This is a genomic window from Streptomyces sp. NPDC004031 (assembly GCF_053604375.1).
Genome location: NZ_JBSGHL010000004.1, coordinates 183,667 through 196,278 on the forward strand (window position 1 = coordinate 183,667; position 12,612 = coordinate 196,278).

Annotated in this window: 10 protein-coding genes; 1 reads left to right on the forward strand and 9 read right to left on the reverse strand. The window is 74.4% G+C overall.

The annotated features are described in order from the left end of the window. Positions 1–19: 19 nt before the first annotated feature. Both ACWERV_RS04065 and ACWERV_RS04070 read right to left on the reverse strand, forming a co-directional pair. Entirely contained in the window at positions 20–451 is a 432-nt protein-coding gene (locus tag ACWERV_RS04065) for a hypothetical protein (RefSeq protein WP_398190631.1), read from the reverse strand. A 213-nt stretch (positions 452–664) separates the two neighbouring features. Then, positions 665–2,338: a hypothetical protein gene (locus ACWERV_RS04070; protein WP_452928430.1), complete on the reverse strand. Its 1,674-nt coding sequence runs from the start codon at positions 2,336–2,338 to the stop codon at positions 665–667. A gap of 238 nt (positions 2,339–2,576) precedes the next feature. Between ACWERV_RS04070 and ACWERV_RS04075 the strand changes: the two genes are divergently transcribed. Then, the gene (locus ACWERV_RS04075) at positions 2,577–4,172 is read left to right on the forward strand and encodes an FAD-dependent monooxygenase (RefSeq protein ID WP_452928433.1); all 1,596 of its coding nucleotides are present in this window, start codon (positions 2,577–2,579) and stop codon (positions 4,170–4,172) included. Positions 4,173–4,642: 470 nt separating this feature from the next. Here ACWERV_RS04075 and ACWERV_RS04080 read toward each other — a convergent pair whose 3' ends face one another. The 7 genes from ACWERV_RS04080 to ACWERV_RS04110 all read right to left on the reverse strand — a co-directional run bounded on the left by ACWERV_RS04080 (position 4,643) and on the right by ACWERV_RS04110 (position 12,576). Then, a complete protein-coding gene (locus tag ACWERV_RS04080) occupies positions 4,643–5,485 on the reverse strand; it encodes a DUF3626 domain-containing protein (RefSeq protein ID WP_452928436.1) in 843 nt (280 codons plus the stop codon). Positions 5,486–5,530: 45 nt separating this feature from the next. Then, complete coding sequence (locus tag ACWERV_RS04085) at positions 5,531–5,749, reverse strand: hypothetical protein (protein ID WP_452928439.1); 219 nt, start codon at positions 5,747–5,749, stop codon at positions 5,531–5,533. Then, a complete protein-coding gene (locus tag ACWERV_RS04090) occupies positions 5,746–6,573 on the reverse strand; it encodes a DUF692 domain-containing protein (RefSeq protein WP_452928442.1) in 828 nt (275 codons plus the stop codon). Before ACWERV_RS04090 ends, ACWERV_RS04085 begins: the two co-directional genes overlap by 4 nt. Then, complete coding sequence (locus tag ACWERV_RS04095; RefSeq protein ID WP_452928445.1) at positions 6,570–7,466, reverse strand: TIGR04222 domain-containing membrane protein; 897 nt, start codon at positions 7,464–7,466, stop codon at positions 6,570–6,572. Before ACWERV_RS04095 ends, ACWERV_RS04090 begins: the two co-directional genes overlap by 4 nt. Positions 7,467–7,662: 196 nt before the next feature. Further along, positions 7,663–10,221, reverse strand: coding sequence for a polysaccharide lyase family 8 super-sandwich domain-containing protein (locus tag ACWERV_RS04100; protein WP_452928448.1), 2,559 nt, complete (start codon positions 10,219–10,221; stop codon positions 7,663–7,665). Between the two features lie 180 nt (positions 10,222–10,401). Next, positions 10,402–10,863 carry a universal stress protein gene (locus ACWERV_RS04105; RefSeq protein ID WP_452928451.1) on the reverse strand — a complete coding sequence of 154 codons (462 nt, stop codon included), beginning with the start codon at positions 10,861–10,863 and terminating at the stop codon, positions 10,402–10,404. 21 nt (positions 10,864–10,884) lie between these two features. Beyond that, complete coding sequence (locus ACWERV_RS04110) at positions 10,885–12,576, reverse strand: MDR family MFS transporter (protein ID WP_398190658.1); 1,692 nt, start codon at positions 12,574–12,576, stop codon at positions 10,885–10,887. Between the last annotated feature and the right edge of the window lie 36 nt (positions 12,577–12,612).

Sequence of the window (12,612 nt, forward strand, 5' to 3'; positions counted from 1 at the left end):
CCGACCTGCGGTGCGCGGATCAGCGCACCGACCTGCGGTGCCGCCGGGCGCGCAGCGCCAGCAGGTCGAGCGGGATCAGCACCAGGCAGGCCGCGACGGCCACCAGCTGGGCCACCGCGGCGACCCACTTCTCCGTGTACCAGACCGGCTCGTACATGTCCGGCACCGGACCAAGCTTTCCGACGTCCACGTAGCGGTAGATCATGATGAGCGCGAAGCCGCCCGCCGCGACGAGCCAGCCGAAGACGGCGGAGGGCAGCCGCCGCCAGACCAGGACGAGAAGAGCGGCCAGCGCGGAGATCGCCGCCTCGATGCGGAAGAGGTCGCCCTGGCTGAAGGTGGCCTTCACCGCGTCGTACTGCGGGGCGAGGTCGGCGTGGACGTACGCGTCGACCGCCAGCCCGGCGGCGGCCAGCACGCGGGCGGTCCACTCCAGCACGGGGCTCGGCATCGCGGGCTCCTTCACCTCGTCGTCACTCGTCCCGCCGTGGCGCCGGTGCGGCCGCCTCCCGGTCAGACTGCGTCCCGCGCGGCCCGGCCGCGCGCCGTGGTCGGCCGCCCGGGGGACGGACCACGGCCGGTTTCACGCCGACGGCCGCGCCCGCCGGAGATCCGGGGGGCGCGGCCGTCAGGTGCCGCCGTCAGAGGCGCGGGCGTCGGAACGTCAGAGGCTGCCGTACGACTGGAGGACGTACGCGCACTGGGTGTAGATGTAGCCGCCCTGGAAGTTGCGGGTGTCGGCGACCGGCGTCGTGTCGTCGCTCGCGTCGAGCGGCTTCTGCATGATGTACGACGTCCCGGCGGGCAGGTGCAGGGTGTGCTTGGCGTAGTGCGCCTTGCTGTCCTTGCAGGCCAGGCTCTGCGCGAGGGAGTCGCTCAGGTAGGCGCTGCACCCGCTGCACCCCTTGAGGGTGAAGCTGCCGGTGATCTTGCCCGTGTAGAGGATCTGGATCGGGTCGGGGCTGTCGTTGGTGAAGGTCACACTGATGGAGCCGCCGCTGCCGTTGCCGGGCATCTTCTTGCCCGCCGCGGGGATCTTGGTGGCTATCTCCGCGGCGATCGCGATCTTCTGGGCGGAGGCGCGGTTCTTGTCCTTCGGGTACTTGTCCTTGAACTTGTTCAGCGTGTCCAGCGCGTCGTCGAAGCTGCCGTCCTTGTACTGCGACACGCCGCAGTTGTACATGCCGGTCTCGGAGTAGCCGTTCGCCTTCCGGACATCGGCGTCGAGCGTGCCGGCGACACCGGCCTTGTCGCCGGGCAGGTCGGCGGCGTCGGAGCCGAGGGTGTCCAGCTTGTCGAGCGCCGAGCAGGGGTCGCTGCCCGTGACGAGCTTGCCGGCGCTGTCGATCTCCGCGCGCAGCGCCGGCTCGACCTTCGCGGCCTGCGGCGAGTGCGGGAAGGTGGTGAGCAGCGTGCCGAGCTTGCCGCTCTCGCTCGCGGCGCCGTCGGTGGAGGACGTCAGCTCGGTCCAGCCGCATTCGTAGAGCGAGGTCGCGAGCCTGTCGTCGGGCCAGCCGGCGAGGGTGCCGACGGCCTTGGCGTCGATGTGCTGCGGGACCGTCGTGCGCAGGTAGGTGAGCGGGTCTATCGCGTCGCAGTACTTCTTCTGCTCGTACGCCCCGCCGACGGCGGTGTAGAAGGTCTGCATCCGGTCCGGGACCTTCTTGCCGGCCTTGGAGTCCGCGTGCTTGGTGTGCAGGTCGTTGTATGTGCTGAGGGCGGAGTCGAAGTCGCTCTTGGCGGACGCGAACGGTTTGGCCTTGGCCGTCTGCACGAGCTTGTCGGCCTTGTCCAGCCGGTCCAGCAACTGCTGCTGGACGGCGTCGTCCTTGGCGCCCTTGTAGTAGACGACCGCGCCGGCCGGCACCGCGAGCAGCACCAGGCCCATCAGCAGGGCCAGCGGCGCCTGCGGCGGGAAGGACAGCCGGGTGCGCAGTCCGCGCAGGGCGCCGTGCACGGCGGTCAGCGCGAGGAAGACCAGATACGTCACGAGCATGCCGCCGGACACGCCGTCCGCGTCGGCGGGCAGCACGGTGACCAGGAAGACGCCGGTGCCGATGAGCGCCACCGCGAGGGCGAGCCAGCGGCGCGTCAGCAGATAGCCCAGGCCGAGGCCGCTGAGGTTCAGCAGGCCCACGGCCACGGCGCGCAGCGGGTCGGCGGGCGCGGGCGGGACCGGCGGAGCCGGGGGCATCGGCGGCGGGCCGAACGGCGGGGGCGGAGGCGGGGTCGGGGGCATCGGCGGGGGCGGGCCGAAGGCACCGCCGCCACCGCCGCCCGGGTGGCCGCCGCTTCCCCCGTAGCCGCCGCCGTTGTCGCCCTGCTGGCCCCAGCTCATGGCACATCCCCCCGAGAAATCCGGACCCCACCCACGGAAAGTACGCGCGTACCGGCGCCGCCGAGCGCGTGAAGGCCCATTTATATCTGATGCCGCGGACAGCCCGCCGGTTCCCCCCGGACGGGTGAAGATGCGGTGCAGGCGGGGCGGGCGCAGGCTGAAACAAGTGACAGCCGGGGGCGGTGGCGGCGCGTGCCGCGCCCTCCCCCGGGGGACCTCCCGACGCCGGGGAGCGAGCATGGGCGAGACCGAGGTGCTGGTCGTGGGCGCGGGCCCGGTCGGGCTGACCACGGCGCTGGAGCTGCGCCGCCGCGGCGTCGGCTGCCGGATCGTGGACCGGCGCACCGAACCGCAGCCGTACGCCAGGGCGGTCGGGGTGCTGCCGCGCACCTTCGAGGTGTGGGACGCGATGGGGCTGGTGCGCGACGCCCTCGACGCCGCCGTACCGCTGTACGGCCAGCTGGTCTTCGTCGACGGCCGCCCCGGGCCGCGGGTGGAGCTGAACCTGCCGCCCGACGTGCCGTACGGCTTCGCGGCGCTGCCGCAGGACGCCACCGAGCGGCTGCTGACCCGGCACCTGGAGGCGTACGGCGGCCACGTCGAACGCGGCACCGAACTGCTCGGCCTCGAACAGGACGACGACGGGGTGCGCGCCCGGCTCGGCGCGCCCGGCGGCGCCGAGACCGTACGGGCCCGCTACCTGGTCGGCTGCGACGGCGCCCACAGCCGCACCCGGCACGAGCTGGGCATCGCCTTCGAGGGGGACGCCTTCCCCGAGGAGTACATGCTCGGTGACGTCGAGGTCGACTGGGACCTGCCGCCCGGCTACGCCGTCCGCTCGCTCCACCACGACGCCGCGGGCGGCATCGACGACCTGCTGGTGTGCGTACCGCTGCCCGGACGCGGCCGCTACCGGATGTCGATGCGGGTGCCCGCCGAACTGGCGGGCGGCGCCCCGCAGGACGCGGAGGCCGCGCACGGCCTGGAAGCCGGGCGGGCGCCGGAACTGGGGCACATACAGGCCGTGCTCGACCGGCTCTCGCCGCGGGAGGTCACCGCGCGGCGGATGCGCTGGTCGTCCGTCTTCCGCATCGGCCACCGGCTCGCCGAACGCTACGGCGCCGGACGCGTCCTCCTCGCCGGTGACGCCGCCCACATCCACCCGCCCACCGGCGCGCAGGGCATGAACACCGGCATCCAGGACGCGTACAACCTCGCCTGGAAACTCGCCCTCACCGTGCAGGACGCCGCGGCGGACGGGCTGCTCGACAGCTACGGCGCGGAGCGGCGGCCGGTCGGCGCGGAAGTCGTGGAACGGACGGTGCTGCACGCCCGGCAGGGCGGCGCGGAGGCGGACGTGCTGCGCGAGGCTCAACTCCTCGTCTCCTACGCGGGCAGCCCCGTCGTCACGCCTGCCCCCGGCGGCGACGGACCCCGGCCCGGCGACCGGGCGCCCGACTGCCACGGGCTCACCGGCGACATCGCCGCCTACCCGGTACGGCTCTTCGACCTGCTGCGCAGCCCGCACCACACACTGCTGCTGTACGCCGACGAGGACTCCCCCGCGCAGGAGCTGCGGGCCTGCGCGACCGCCGCGCGCAGCGCCGCGCGCGGGCGGCTCAACGTCTTCGCGGTCCTCGCGCCCGGCGCGCCCGGCGACGGGCTCGGGGTGCCGCGCGTCCACGACCGCGACGCCGCCTTCCGCCGGGCCTACCGGGCGGTGCCGCCCGAGGCCCTCGTCGTCCGCCCCGACGGCCACCTCTCCGCCCGCTTCCCGTCACCCACTCCGGGGGCGCTCACGGCGCACCTCCACGAGTCCCTGCGGGCGGCTTAGGGGGGCGAACGGGCTGCCGCCCGGGGGCCTCTGCCGGGCCGAGGGCGTCGGCAACCGGGCTGCCACGTGCGGTAGGACGCCGAACGGCCCGCCGTCGGGGCTGATCGCGCAGTTCTCCCCCAGAGCTCCGCCTGGGAGGTACCCCCACGCGCCCCTGGCGGGGCACTCACCCTCACCCGCAGGAGCGGCAACCCGGCTGCCACCTGCGGTAGGACGCCGACCTGCCCGCCGTCGTGGCCGCTCGCGCAGTTCCCCGCGCCCCTGACGGGGCACTCACCCCCACCCGCAGGAGCGGCAACCCGGCTGCCACCTGCGGTAGGACGCCGACCTGCCCGCCGTCGTGGCCGCTCGCGCAGTTCTCCCCCAGAGCTCCGCCTGGGAGGTACCCCCCACGCGCCCCTGATAAGGCGCCCTCACCCGCACAGGCGGCAACCCGGCTGGGTCGCTGTCGGGGGTGGGATGGCGGGGGGTCAGGGGGTGGGGGGGCCGAAGCGGGCCAGGTAGTGCCAGATTTTTTTGAGGGCCTGGGGGTCGTGGGTGCCGGAGGATGCGGCGGTTCCGAGGATGCGGGGGTCGAGGAGGCCGTCGATGGCGATCCGGGTGGCGAGGTCGATGTACTGCGGGCCCCGGTAGGCGGGGTGGCGGCGCAGTTCGGTGAGGGTGAGCCGGAAGCCGCCGTGCCATTCGACGGGGCAGCCCAGGCGCAGTGCCGCGGTCTCGACGGGGGTGCCGCGGTAGCAGGGGTCGAGGACGAGCGCCTCCACGTGCCGGTCCGGGCGGACGGGGCCGTGGACCTGGGCCTCGACGTAGTCGTCGAGGTCGTCCTGCTGGTCGGCGAGGGCCAGGGCGACGAGGGGCATGCGCGCGGCCACGCCGAAGTCGGCGGGCTCGTGGAAGCTGTCGGGGTAGCAGAAGGTGGTCCGTGCCAGTGGCTCGGCGGTGAGCCGGAAGTGGGCGGAGCCGAACCGCGGCGCGGCGCCGGCGGGTTTGCCGCGGAAGTTGAGCGCGCCGTAGACGGGCCGTTCGTGGGCGGGCGCGTCGTCGTACGCCCCGGCGAAGATCCGGCTCTCCCAGCGCCACCGGTCGCCGCCGGGGTGGGCGGTCAGCCCGCCGTTGCTCGTGCCTGTCACGAACTGCGAGCGGTAGACGCCGTCCTCGGCCATCGCGTCGAGGATGGGCCTGCCGCGCACCGTGCGGTCCGGGTGGAAGTTGAGGGTCACCCGCAGCGCGGGGTCCAGCGGCGGGCCGGAGGCCAGCCCGGCGACGTGGCCGAGTGCCCGTTCCTGCGGGGTGAGGGAGACCGCGGAGCTCATCCGCACAGTGTTCCGCCCGGCGGGTGGTCGGCGCACCCGGTTTCCCTAGGGCGTGCCCCGGCCGGTCAGGCGGCGGAGGAGGCCGGGGCGGGGTGCGGGTGCGGCGGCGTGCGAGGCGTGGGGGTGGCGTTTGGCGCGCAGGACGGCGGCCTGGACGCGGAGGCGCTCCGGGTCGAAGCCGGGCGGGGCGTCCGCGCCGCCCACGAGCGCGGCGAGCAGTGCCTCCTGGGCCGCGCCCAGGGCCGCCCGTTCGGCCGCGGTCATGCGGGGCGCCCGCGCGCGACGGCCGCGCGGATCGCGGCGAGTTCGCCCGCGAGTTCGGCGTCGGTCGGGTAGGCGCCGTCGCGTTCGAGGAGGACGCCGGGCAGCCGGGTCCGGCCCGCGAGGTCGGCGAGCAGGTCGAGTACGGGCGCGGGCACGGGGTGGGTGTGGGTGTCGTGCCACACCCCGTCGCGTTCGACGCCCCCGGCGACGTGCACGTACCCCAGGCGTTCCAGCGGCAGTTCCCGCAGGACGCGTTGTGGGTCGATGCCGAGGTTCACCCGGGCGGTGTGCAGGTTGGCGACGTCCACGAGCAGCAGCGCGTCCGTGCGCTCCGCGATCTCGGCGAGGAACTGCCCCTCCGTCAGCTCCTCGCCGGGCCAGGCGAGCAGCGGTGCGATGTTCTCCAGCGCGAGCGGTACGGGCAGGTGGTCCTGCGCGATCCTGACGTTCTCGGCGACGACGGCGACGGTGTCCCGCGTCCGCGGCACCGGGATCAGGTGCCCGGCCTCCCACTGTCCCGCCCGGGTGAAGGCGATGTGCTCGCTGACCAGTGGCGCGTCCAGCGCCTTCGCGCAGGCGGCCAGGTGTGCGAGCCGCGCGGGGTCGGGGCGCTCCGCGCCGCCCAGCGACAGTGAGACGCCGTGCGGCACCACCGGGACCGCGCGCTCCCGCAGCGCCTCCAGGGACGGGAAGAGCCGCCGCGGGTCGAGGTTCTCCGCGATGACCTCGACGAAGTCGACGCCGGGCAGGCGCTCGACGGTGAGGTCGATGGGGCGGCGCCACCCGATGCCGTAGCCCAGTTCGGGGGCCGGGGCGGGCGTCATCCCCCGCACCCGCCGCAGCCTCCCCCGCACCCTCCGCCGCCGCAACCGCCGCCGCTCCCGCCCGAGTCCGTGCCGCAGCCGCTGCCGCCGCCTCCGGAGGAGCCGGTGCTCAGGCCGCCGAAGAGCGCGTCGCGCAGATCGCCGTCCAGGACCGCCCCGGCGCCGATGAGCGCGACGCCCATCACCGCGGCGGGCATCAGCGGGCTGTCGGCGAGCACCGCGGGCTGCCCGGCGTGCGCCGGGGCCGCGGCGGACGGGGCCATGCCGCGGGCCTGCTCCAGCATCCGCTCGGCCGCGGCGGTGCGGCGCGGCGTGGAGCTGCCGACGACGAGCAGGATGATCGCGCTGACCGCCAGTTCCGCCAGCAGCAGGCCCACCGGGTGGTGCCGGTGCACGCCGTAGCCGAGCCGGCCCAGCCCGGCGCAGAAGACCACGAGCATCGGCGCGAGCGCAGCGAGGGCGAGCGACGCGCGCTTGCCCGGGGCCAGCAGCAGCCCGCGCGCGGTGGCGTCCGTGACGACCTGCCAGGCGGCCGCCCGGTCGGCGACCCGGGAGCGGACCTCGGACAGGGTGGCGCCGTGCGGGCCGCCGACCGCCGCGACGACGTCCGCGGCCACGGCGTCGGCGGGCACGGGGGTGCCGCACGGCGTGATCCGGTGGTCGCGCCCGACCCGCAGCCCGCCCCCGGTGACGAGCGCGTGCACGGCGGTGTCCACGACGCGGGTGCGGCCGCCGCTCAGGACGGCGACGGTGTAAGGGTCGGGTGCGGGCGCGACGGTGCTCGGCACCGTCGCACGGAGTCGTTTGCCCTGTGCCGACCGCACGAGGGCGGTGCCGATGCCGGCGAGGACGAACGCCGCCGCGTAGACGGCGAGGAAATGGGGTCCGCTCATTCCTGTCACCTCCACCCGGGGTGACGCCCCCTCAACTCCTCCGGTTCCCGGGCCCGACCCGCGGGGCGCCCCCTCGGCCTTGCGGTGCGTGGATGGTCGCGCGCACGGTACGCGCGAGCCCCTCCGTGCGGCAACGGGCGAGCCGCGGGGCCGCGAAACGCACCTCCCGGGGCAGCCCGGGGCGCCCCCGGCGAGGTCACCGCAAGGTCATGCTCAGGGACGCCCCGTACGTGTGGCGGGTCGTCACCCGCAGCGTCGTGCCGCCCACCCCCGCGCGGGCGGTGATGCCGGGGGACGGGGCGACGGGGCGCAGGGGGCGGCCGGCGAGATGGAGGGTCACCGTGTCCCGGGTGGTGGTGGGGTCGGCGACGGCCACCTCCACCGTCCCGTCGCGCGCCTCGCGCACCAGCACGCAGGCCGCCCCGTCGACGGTGAGGCGTCCGGTCCGGTGCCGGCCCGGTGTGAAGGTGTTGACGCCGAGCAGGCCGAGTCCGGCGTGGCGTACGGCCTGGACGGCGGTGGTGTTGGCGAGCACCGAGACGGGCCCGCCCGCGGCGTACGCGCGCAGCCGGGACTCGCTCGCGCCGGGGAGGACGGCGTACGCGAACGCCGTGTGCGGGGCGCCCGCGGCCTGGTGGAAGGCGAGGGTGAAGACCTGCCTGGTGACGGCCGTGTCGGGGTTGGTCAGCCGCACGGTGCGGCGGCTGCGGGTGACGGTGTCGAGTCCCACCGTGGCGTCGGGCCGGTGCGGGCCGAGGAGGGCGTAGCCGACCGCGGTGCCCTGCGTGGTGTCGGCGTACCGCAGCCACGCCAGCCTCGCGGTGCCGGGCCCGGTGACGGGGGCGCCGTCGCGGGTGCGGCCGGTGAGGGCGATCGCGGCGGACGCCCCGGCGATGCGCGCGTCGGCGGTCGTGGTGACGGCGCGCCCGGCGGAGTCGCCGACCCCGGCGGAGAGCACCACGATCTCGTCGTCGAGCATGAACCAGGACCTGGTGGCGTCGGCGGCGCGGTAGGCGGTGAAGCCGGCGGGGAGCAGGCCCGCCTGGGCGGCGGTCCAGGCCGCGTCGGGCGCGTAGACCATGGCGGCGCTGCCGTAGGGGCCGAGGGCGGCGCCGCCGGAGTGCGTGTTGGTGCCGCGCGGGAAGTAGACGTAGGTGTTCTGGGACTCCGAGGAGGAGGTGAATCCGGCGGCGGGGTTGTCGTACCACTGGGTGCCGTACAGCTCGGGGACGCTGAGCCGGGGTTCGTCGGGGGCGGTGACGCCGGCGAGCCGGTCGGGCGGCACGGTGGTGAAGTAGTCGACGCCGAAGGCCGCGGTCTGGTCCTGCCCGGCGAGGTAGAGGTAGTGGGCGCCGGCGCCCTGGTGCCAGGGCAGCAGGTTCTCGCCGCTCATGTACTCGTAGCCGCTGATGCGCGCGGAGCTGCGGGCGAGCACGAAGGTCCAGCCGGGGCGGCGGTGGACGCTGCGGTCCATGGCGGGGTAGGCGCTGTGCAGCGCGGCGGGGTTGATGTCGCGTGCGGGCACGCCGGGGTCGGCGAGGATCGCGGCGTAGGCGGCGACGCTGACCGGGGAGACGAAGCCGGCCGGGTCGGGCGCCGCCCGGGTGACCTGCCGCAGGTGCTTGACGTACGAGGCGAGGGCGGTGGCGCGCTCGCCGGTGGCGTGGCCGGACAGGTCGGTGACGGCCTCGATGACGGGGGCGGTGTCGGCGTATCCGGTGCCGGTCCGGGAGACGGCGCGGCCCTTGACCGCCTCGGTCATCCAGCCTTCGACGATCAGCGGCGCGAAGCTGTCGGCGACCCATCCGGCGGCGATGTCGGCGAGGCCGCCGCCGTCGGGGGCGTAGCCGGTGCCGTCGGGGGCGTAACCGGTGCCGTCGAGGAGTTTGACGGTCTGCGTGACGCGGGTGAGCAGCCCGGTGCCGTAGGAGCCGGTGTAGGCGACGGAGGAGTGCTGGAGGAAGGAGCCGTCCGCGTAGAAGCCGTCGGTGACGCCGTGCCGGAGCGCGTACGGGTCGACGGTGGCGTAGACGGTGAGCTGGTCGGTGACGGCCTTGGTGATGCGGGCGGCGTCGCCGAGCGCGGCGCCCTGCAGGACGCGGTTGGTGGTGATGTCGGCGAGGTTGGCGCCGGTGTGAAAGCGCGAGTCGAGGTCGACGTCACCGTTCTTGCCGTTGCGCAGGTACGCGTCCATCGCGGCGACATAGGTGGCGGTCAGCGCGGGCGCGGTGGCGGCGAGGGTGTCGCCGAGCAGCACCAGAGTGCGGCTGGCGTAGGTGGAGATGCCGATCTCCCAGGTGAACCAGTTGCCGTAGTAGCCGGCCGACTGGTCGCCGTAGTAGTGGTCGTAGAGCCAGGTCAGGCCGTCGATGACGCGTTGCTGCACGGCGGCGTCGGCCAGCAGCGCGGAGCCGGGGGCACGGGTGGCGACGGCGATCTCGTAGAGGTACTGGAAGGAGGTGCTCAGATGCGGGTCGCTGGTGCCGAGGTCCACGCCGTGGAAGAGCTCGCCGCTGCCCGCGGCGTCCATGGCGGCGAGGTGCGAGGTGGCGGCGGACTGGATCGCGGCGAGCTTGCCGGCCACCTCGGGGCGGGCGTTGGAGTCCGCGGTGCCGCAGAAGACGGCGGTGGCGTTGGCGACGACGCGGGCGGCGTCGTCCGGGTCGGCGGCGGACGCGGCGGGTATCCGCCCGGCCAGGGCCAGCAGCGCCCCGGCGGGGAGCGTCGAGAGCAGGGTACGGCGGGACATCTGCACGGCGGACGCTCCAGCGGTCGGCGGACAGCGGTGGCGCCGCGGCAGGCCGGGCGCCTCCCGCATTCAAGCAACCGTGGCCCCGGCTGTCACGGGGTGCGACACACGTCCCGCGCATCCGCCCTGCCCCGCGACCAGCACACCGACCGGGCGCGCGGCCCGCGGCGGTGCCCCGGGGGCGGCTCACGGCACCACGATCACCGGCCAGCGGCGGGTTCTGACGAGGCGGACGCCCGGCGAGCCGAACAGCCGGTGGCGCAGTCCGCGGGACGTGCCGATGACGACGGTGTCGGCGCGCAGCTCGTCCGCCGTCGTCGCCAGGCCCGCGGCGACGCTCGCCGACCGCAGCAGCTGGAACTCCCAGCGGGGCGCGGGCAATCCGGGGGCGGGTCCGAGGCCGAGGGCGATGCGGTCGCGCAGGTGCGCGGCGAGCGCGACGTCGTCGGTGGCGAGCATCCAGGCCACGCCGCCGAACATCGCGGATGCGTGCTGCGGCAGTACGTGGACGAGCACGAGCAGCGCGTCCTGGCGGCGGGCCAGGCCGACGGCGTAGGCGACGGCGCGCCAGGAGGAGTCGGAGTCGTCCACGCCCACGACGACCACCCGGCCGCCGCCCCGCGGGGCGGCGGCCTGTTCGGATCCCACGGCCTCGCGCCGTGTTCGCCGCTACGCGGCCGGCCCGTCGGCGCCGCCCGCCCCGGTGGTCGCCTCGTCGGCGCCGGGCTCCGGCTCGTCGCGCTTCTCGAAGGCCGCTCCGGTGGTCCGCAGCGGGACCTCCTTGAGCAGGGTGGACAGCAGCATCGCGATCACCAGGACGCCGCCGCAGGCCAGGAAGGCGACGTTCATGGCGTCGGTGAAGCCCACCTTGAAGGGGTGGCCGAGCACCGGGTCGAAGTGGTTCAGGAACGACGTGTCGTTGAGGCGGTCGGAGCCGCCGCTGGTCAGCGTCTTGAGCTGGTCGGGGTGCGCGGCCGCGGCCTGCTGGAAGTCGTGCGTGCCGCGGGCGGCGGCGAAGGCGGAGCTGATCTTGCCGGGGACGACCGAGTAGACGATGGACAGGAAGACGGCGACGCCGAGGGTGCCGCCCATCTGCCGGAAGAACGTCGTCGAGGACGTCGCCACGCCGATGTCCTGCGGCGGGACGGCGTTCTGCATGGCCAGCACGATGGTCTGGAAGTTCAGGCCGAGGCCCGCGCCGATCAGGAACATCGCCCCGTCCGCGTACAGCAGGCTGCTGTCGGCGTCGATCTGCCAGAGCATCAGCATGCCCGCGACGAGCAGGGCGCAGCCGATGACGGGGAAGATCTTGTAGCGGCCGGTGCGCGAGGTGATGATGCCGGAGACGGCCGAGAAGACCATGATGCCCAGCACCAGCGGCAGCATCAGCAGACCGGCCTTGGTGGGCGAGTTGCCCTTGACCAGCTGGAGGTAGAACGGGATCAGGGTGATGCCGCCGAACATCCCGATGCCGATGATCGCGGACTGGGCGGAGCCCAGCGCGAAGACGCCGTTGCGGAAGAGCCGCAGCGGCAGCAGCGCCTCCTCGCCCGCGCGGCGCTCGGCGAGCAGGAAGCAGACCACGCCGACGGCGCCGATGACGTAGCAGCCGAGCGAACGGCCGCTGCCCCAGCCCCACTCGCGGCCCTGCTCGGCGACGATCAGCAGCGGCACCAGCGCGACGACGAGGGCGGTGGCGCCGAAGGAGTCGACCTTGTGCGGGCGCTTGTCCTGCTTGATGTGCAGCACCTTGGCGACGACGACGAGCGCGGCGATCCCGATCGGCACGTTGACCAGGAAGATCCAGCGCCAGCCGTCGATGCCGAGCAGCGAGTCCTGGCCGGCGAGGGAGCCGCCGATGACGGGTCCGAGCACGCTGGAGGTGCCGAAGACCGCCATGAAGTAGCCCTGGTACTTGGCGCGTTCGCGCGGCGGGATGATGTCGCCGATGATCGCGAAGGCCAGCGAGAACAGACCGCCCGCGCCGATGCCCTGGAAGGCCCGGAAGGCCGCGAGCATGTACATGGACGTGGAGAGCATGCACAGCGCGGAGCCGACGATGAAGACGGATATCGCGAAGAGGAAGAACGGCTTGCGGCCGTACTGGTCGGACAGCTTGCCGTAGAGCGGGGTGGCGATGGTGGAGGTGATGAGGAAGGCGGTGGTCACCCAGGCCTGCGCGGTCAGCCCGTTGAGGCTCTCACCGATCTTGTAGATGGCGGTGGAGACCACCGTCTGGTCGAGTGCGGCGAGGAACATCGCCAGCAGCAGGCCCGACAGGATGATCATGATCTGCCGGTGCGAGTAGCCTGTCGGAGGTGCGGCCGTACCGGTCTGCGCGGCATCTGCTTGGGCGCTCATAGGGTCTCTCTCTCCAGATCCTGCTTGCCCTGGGCA

Coding starts and splice junctions, on each gene's coding strand:
- ACWERV_RS04085 (WP_452928439.1), bottom strand. CDS start 5,749: ATGACCGCGGCCGAACGGGCGGCCCTGGGCGCGGCCCAGGAGGCACTG.
- ACWERV_RS04075 (WP_452928433.1), top strand. CDS start 2,577: ATGGGCGAGACCGAGGTGCTGGTCGTGGGCGCGGGCCCGGTCGGGCTG.
- ACWERV_RS04065 (WP_398190631.1), bottom strand. CDS start 451: ATGCCGAGCCCCGTGCTGGAGTGGACCGCCCGCGTGCTGGCCGCCGCC.
- ACWERV_RS04095 (WP_452928445.1), bottom strand. CDS start 7,466: ATGAGCGGACCCCATTTCCTCGCCGTCTACGCGGCGGCGTTCGTCCTC.
- ACWERV_RS04090 (WP_452928442.1), bottom strand. CDS start 6,573: ATGACGCCCGCCCCGGCCCCCGAACTGGGCTACGGCATCGGGTGGCGC.
- ACWERV_RS04080 (WP_452928436.1), bottom strand. CDS start 5,485: ATGAGCTCCGCGGTCTCCCTCACCCCGCAGGAACGGGCACTCGGCCAC.
- ACWERV_RS04110 (WP_398190658.1), bottom strand. CDS start 12,576: ATGAGCGCCCAAGCAGATGCCGCGCAGACCGGTACGGCCGCACCTCCG.
- ACWERV_RS04070 (WP_452928430.1), bottom strand. CDS start 2,338: ATGAGCTGGGGCCAGCAGGGCGACAACGGCGGCGGCTACGGGGGAAGC.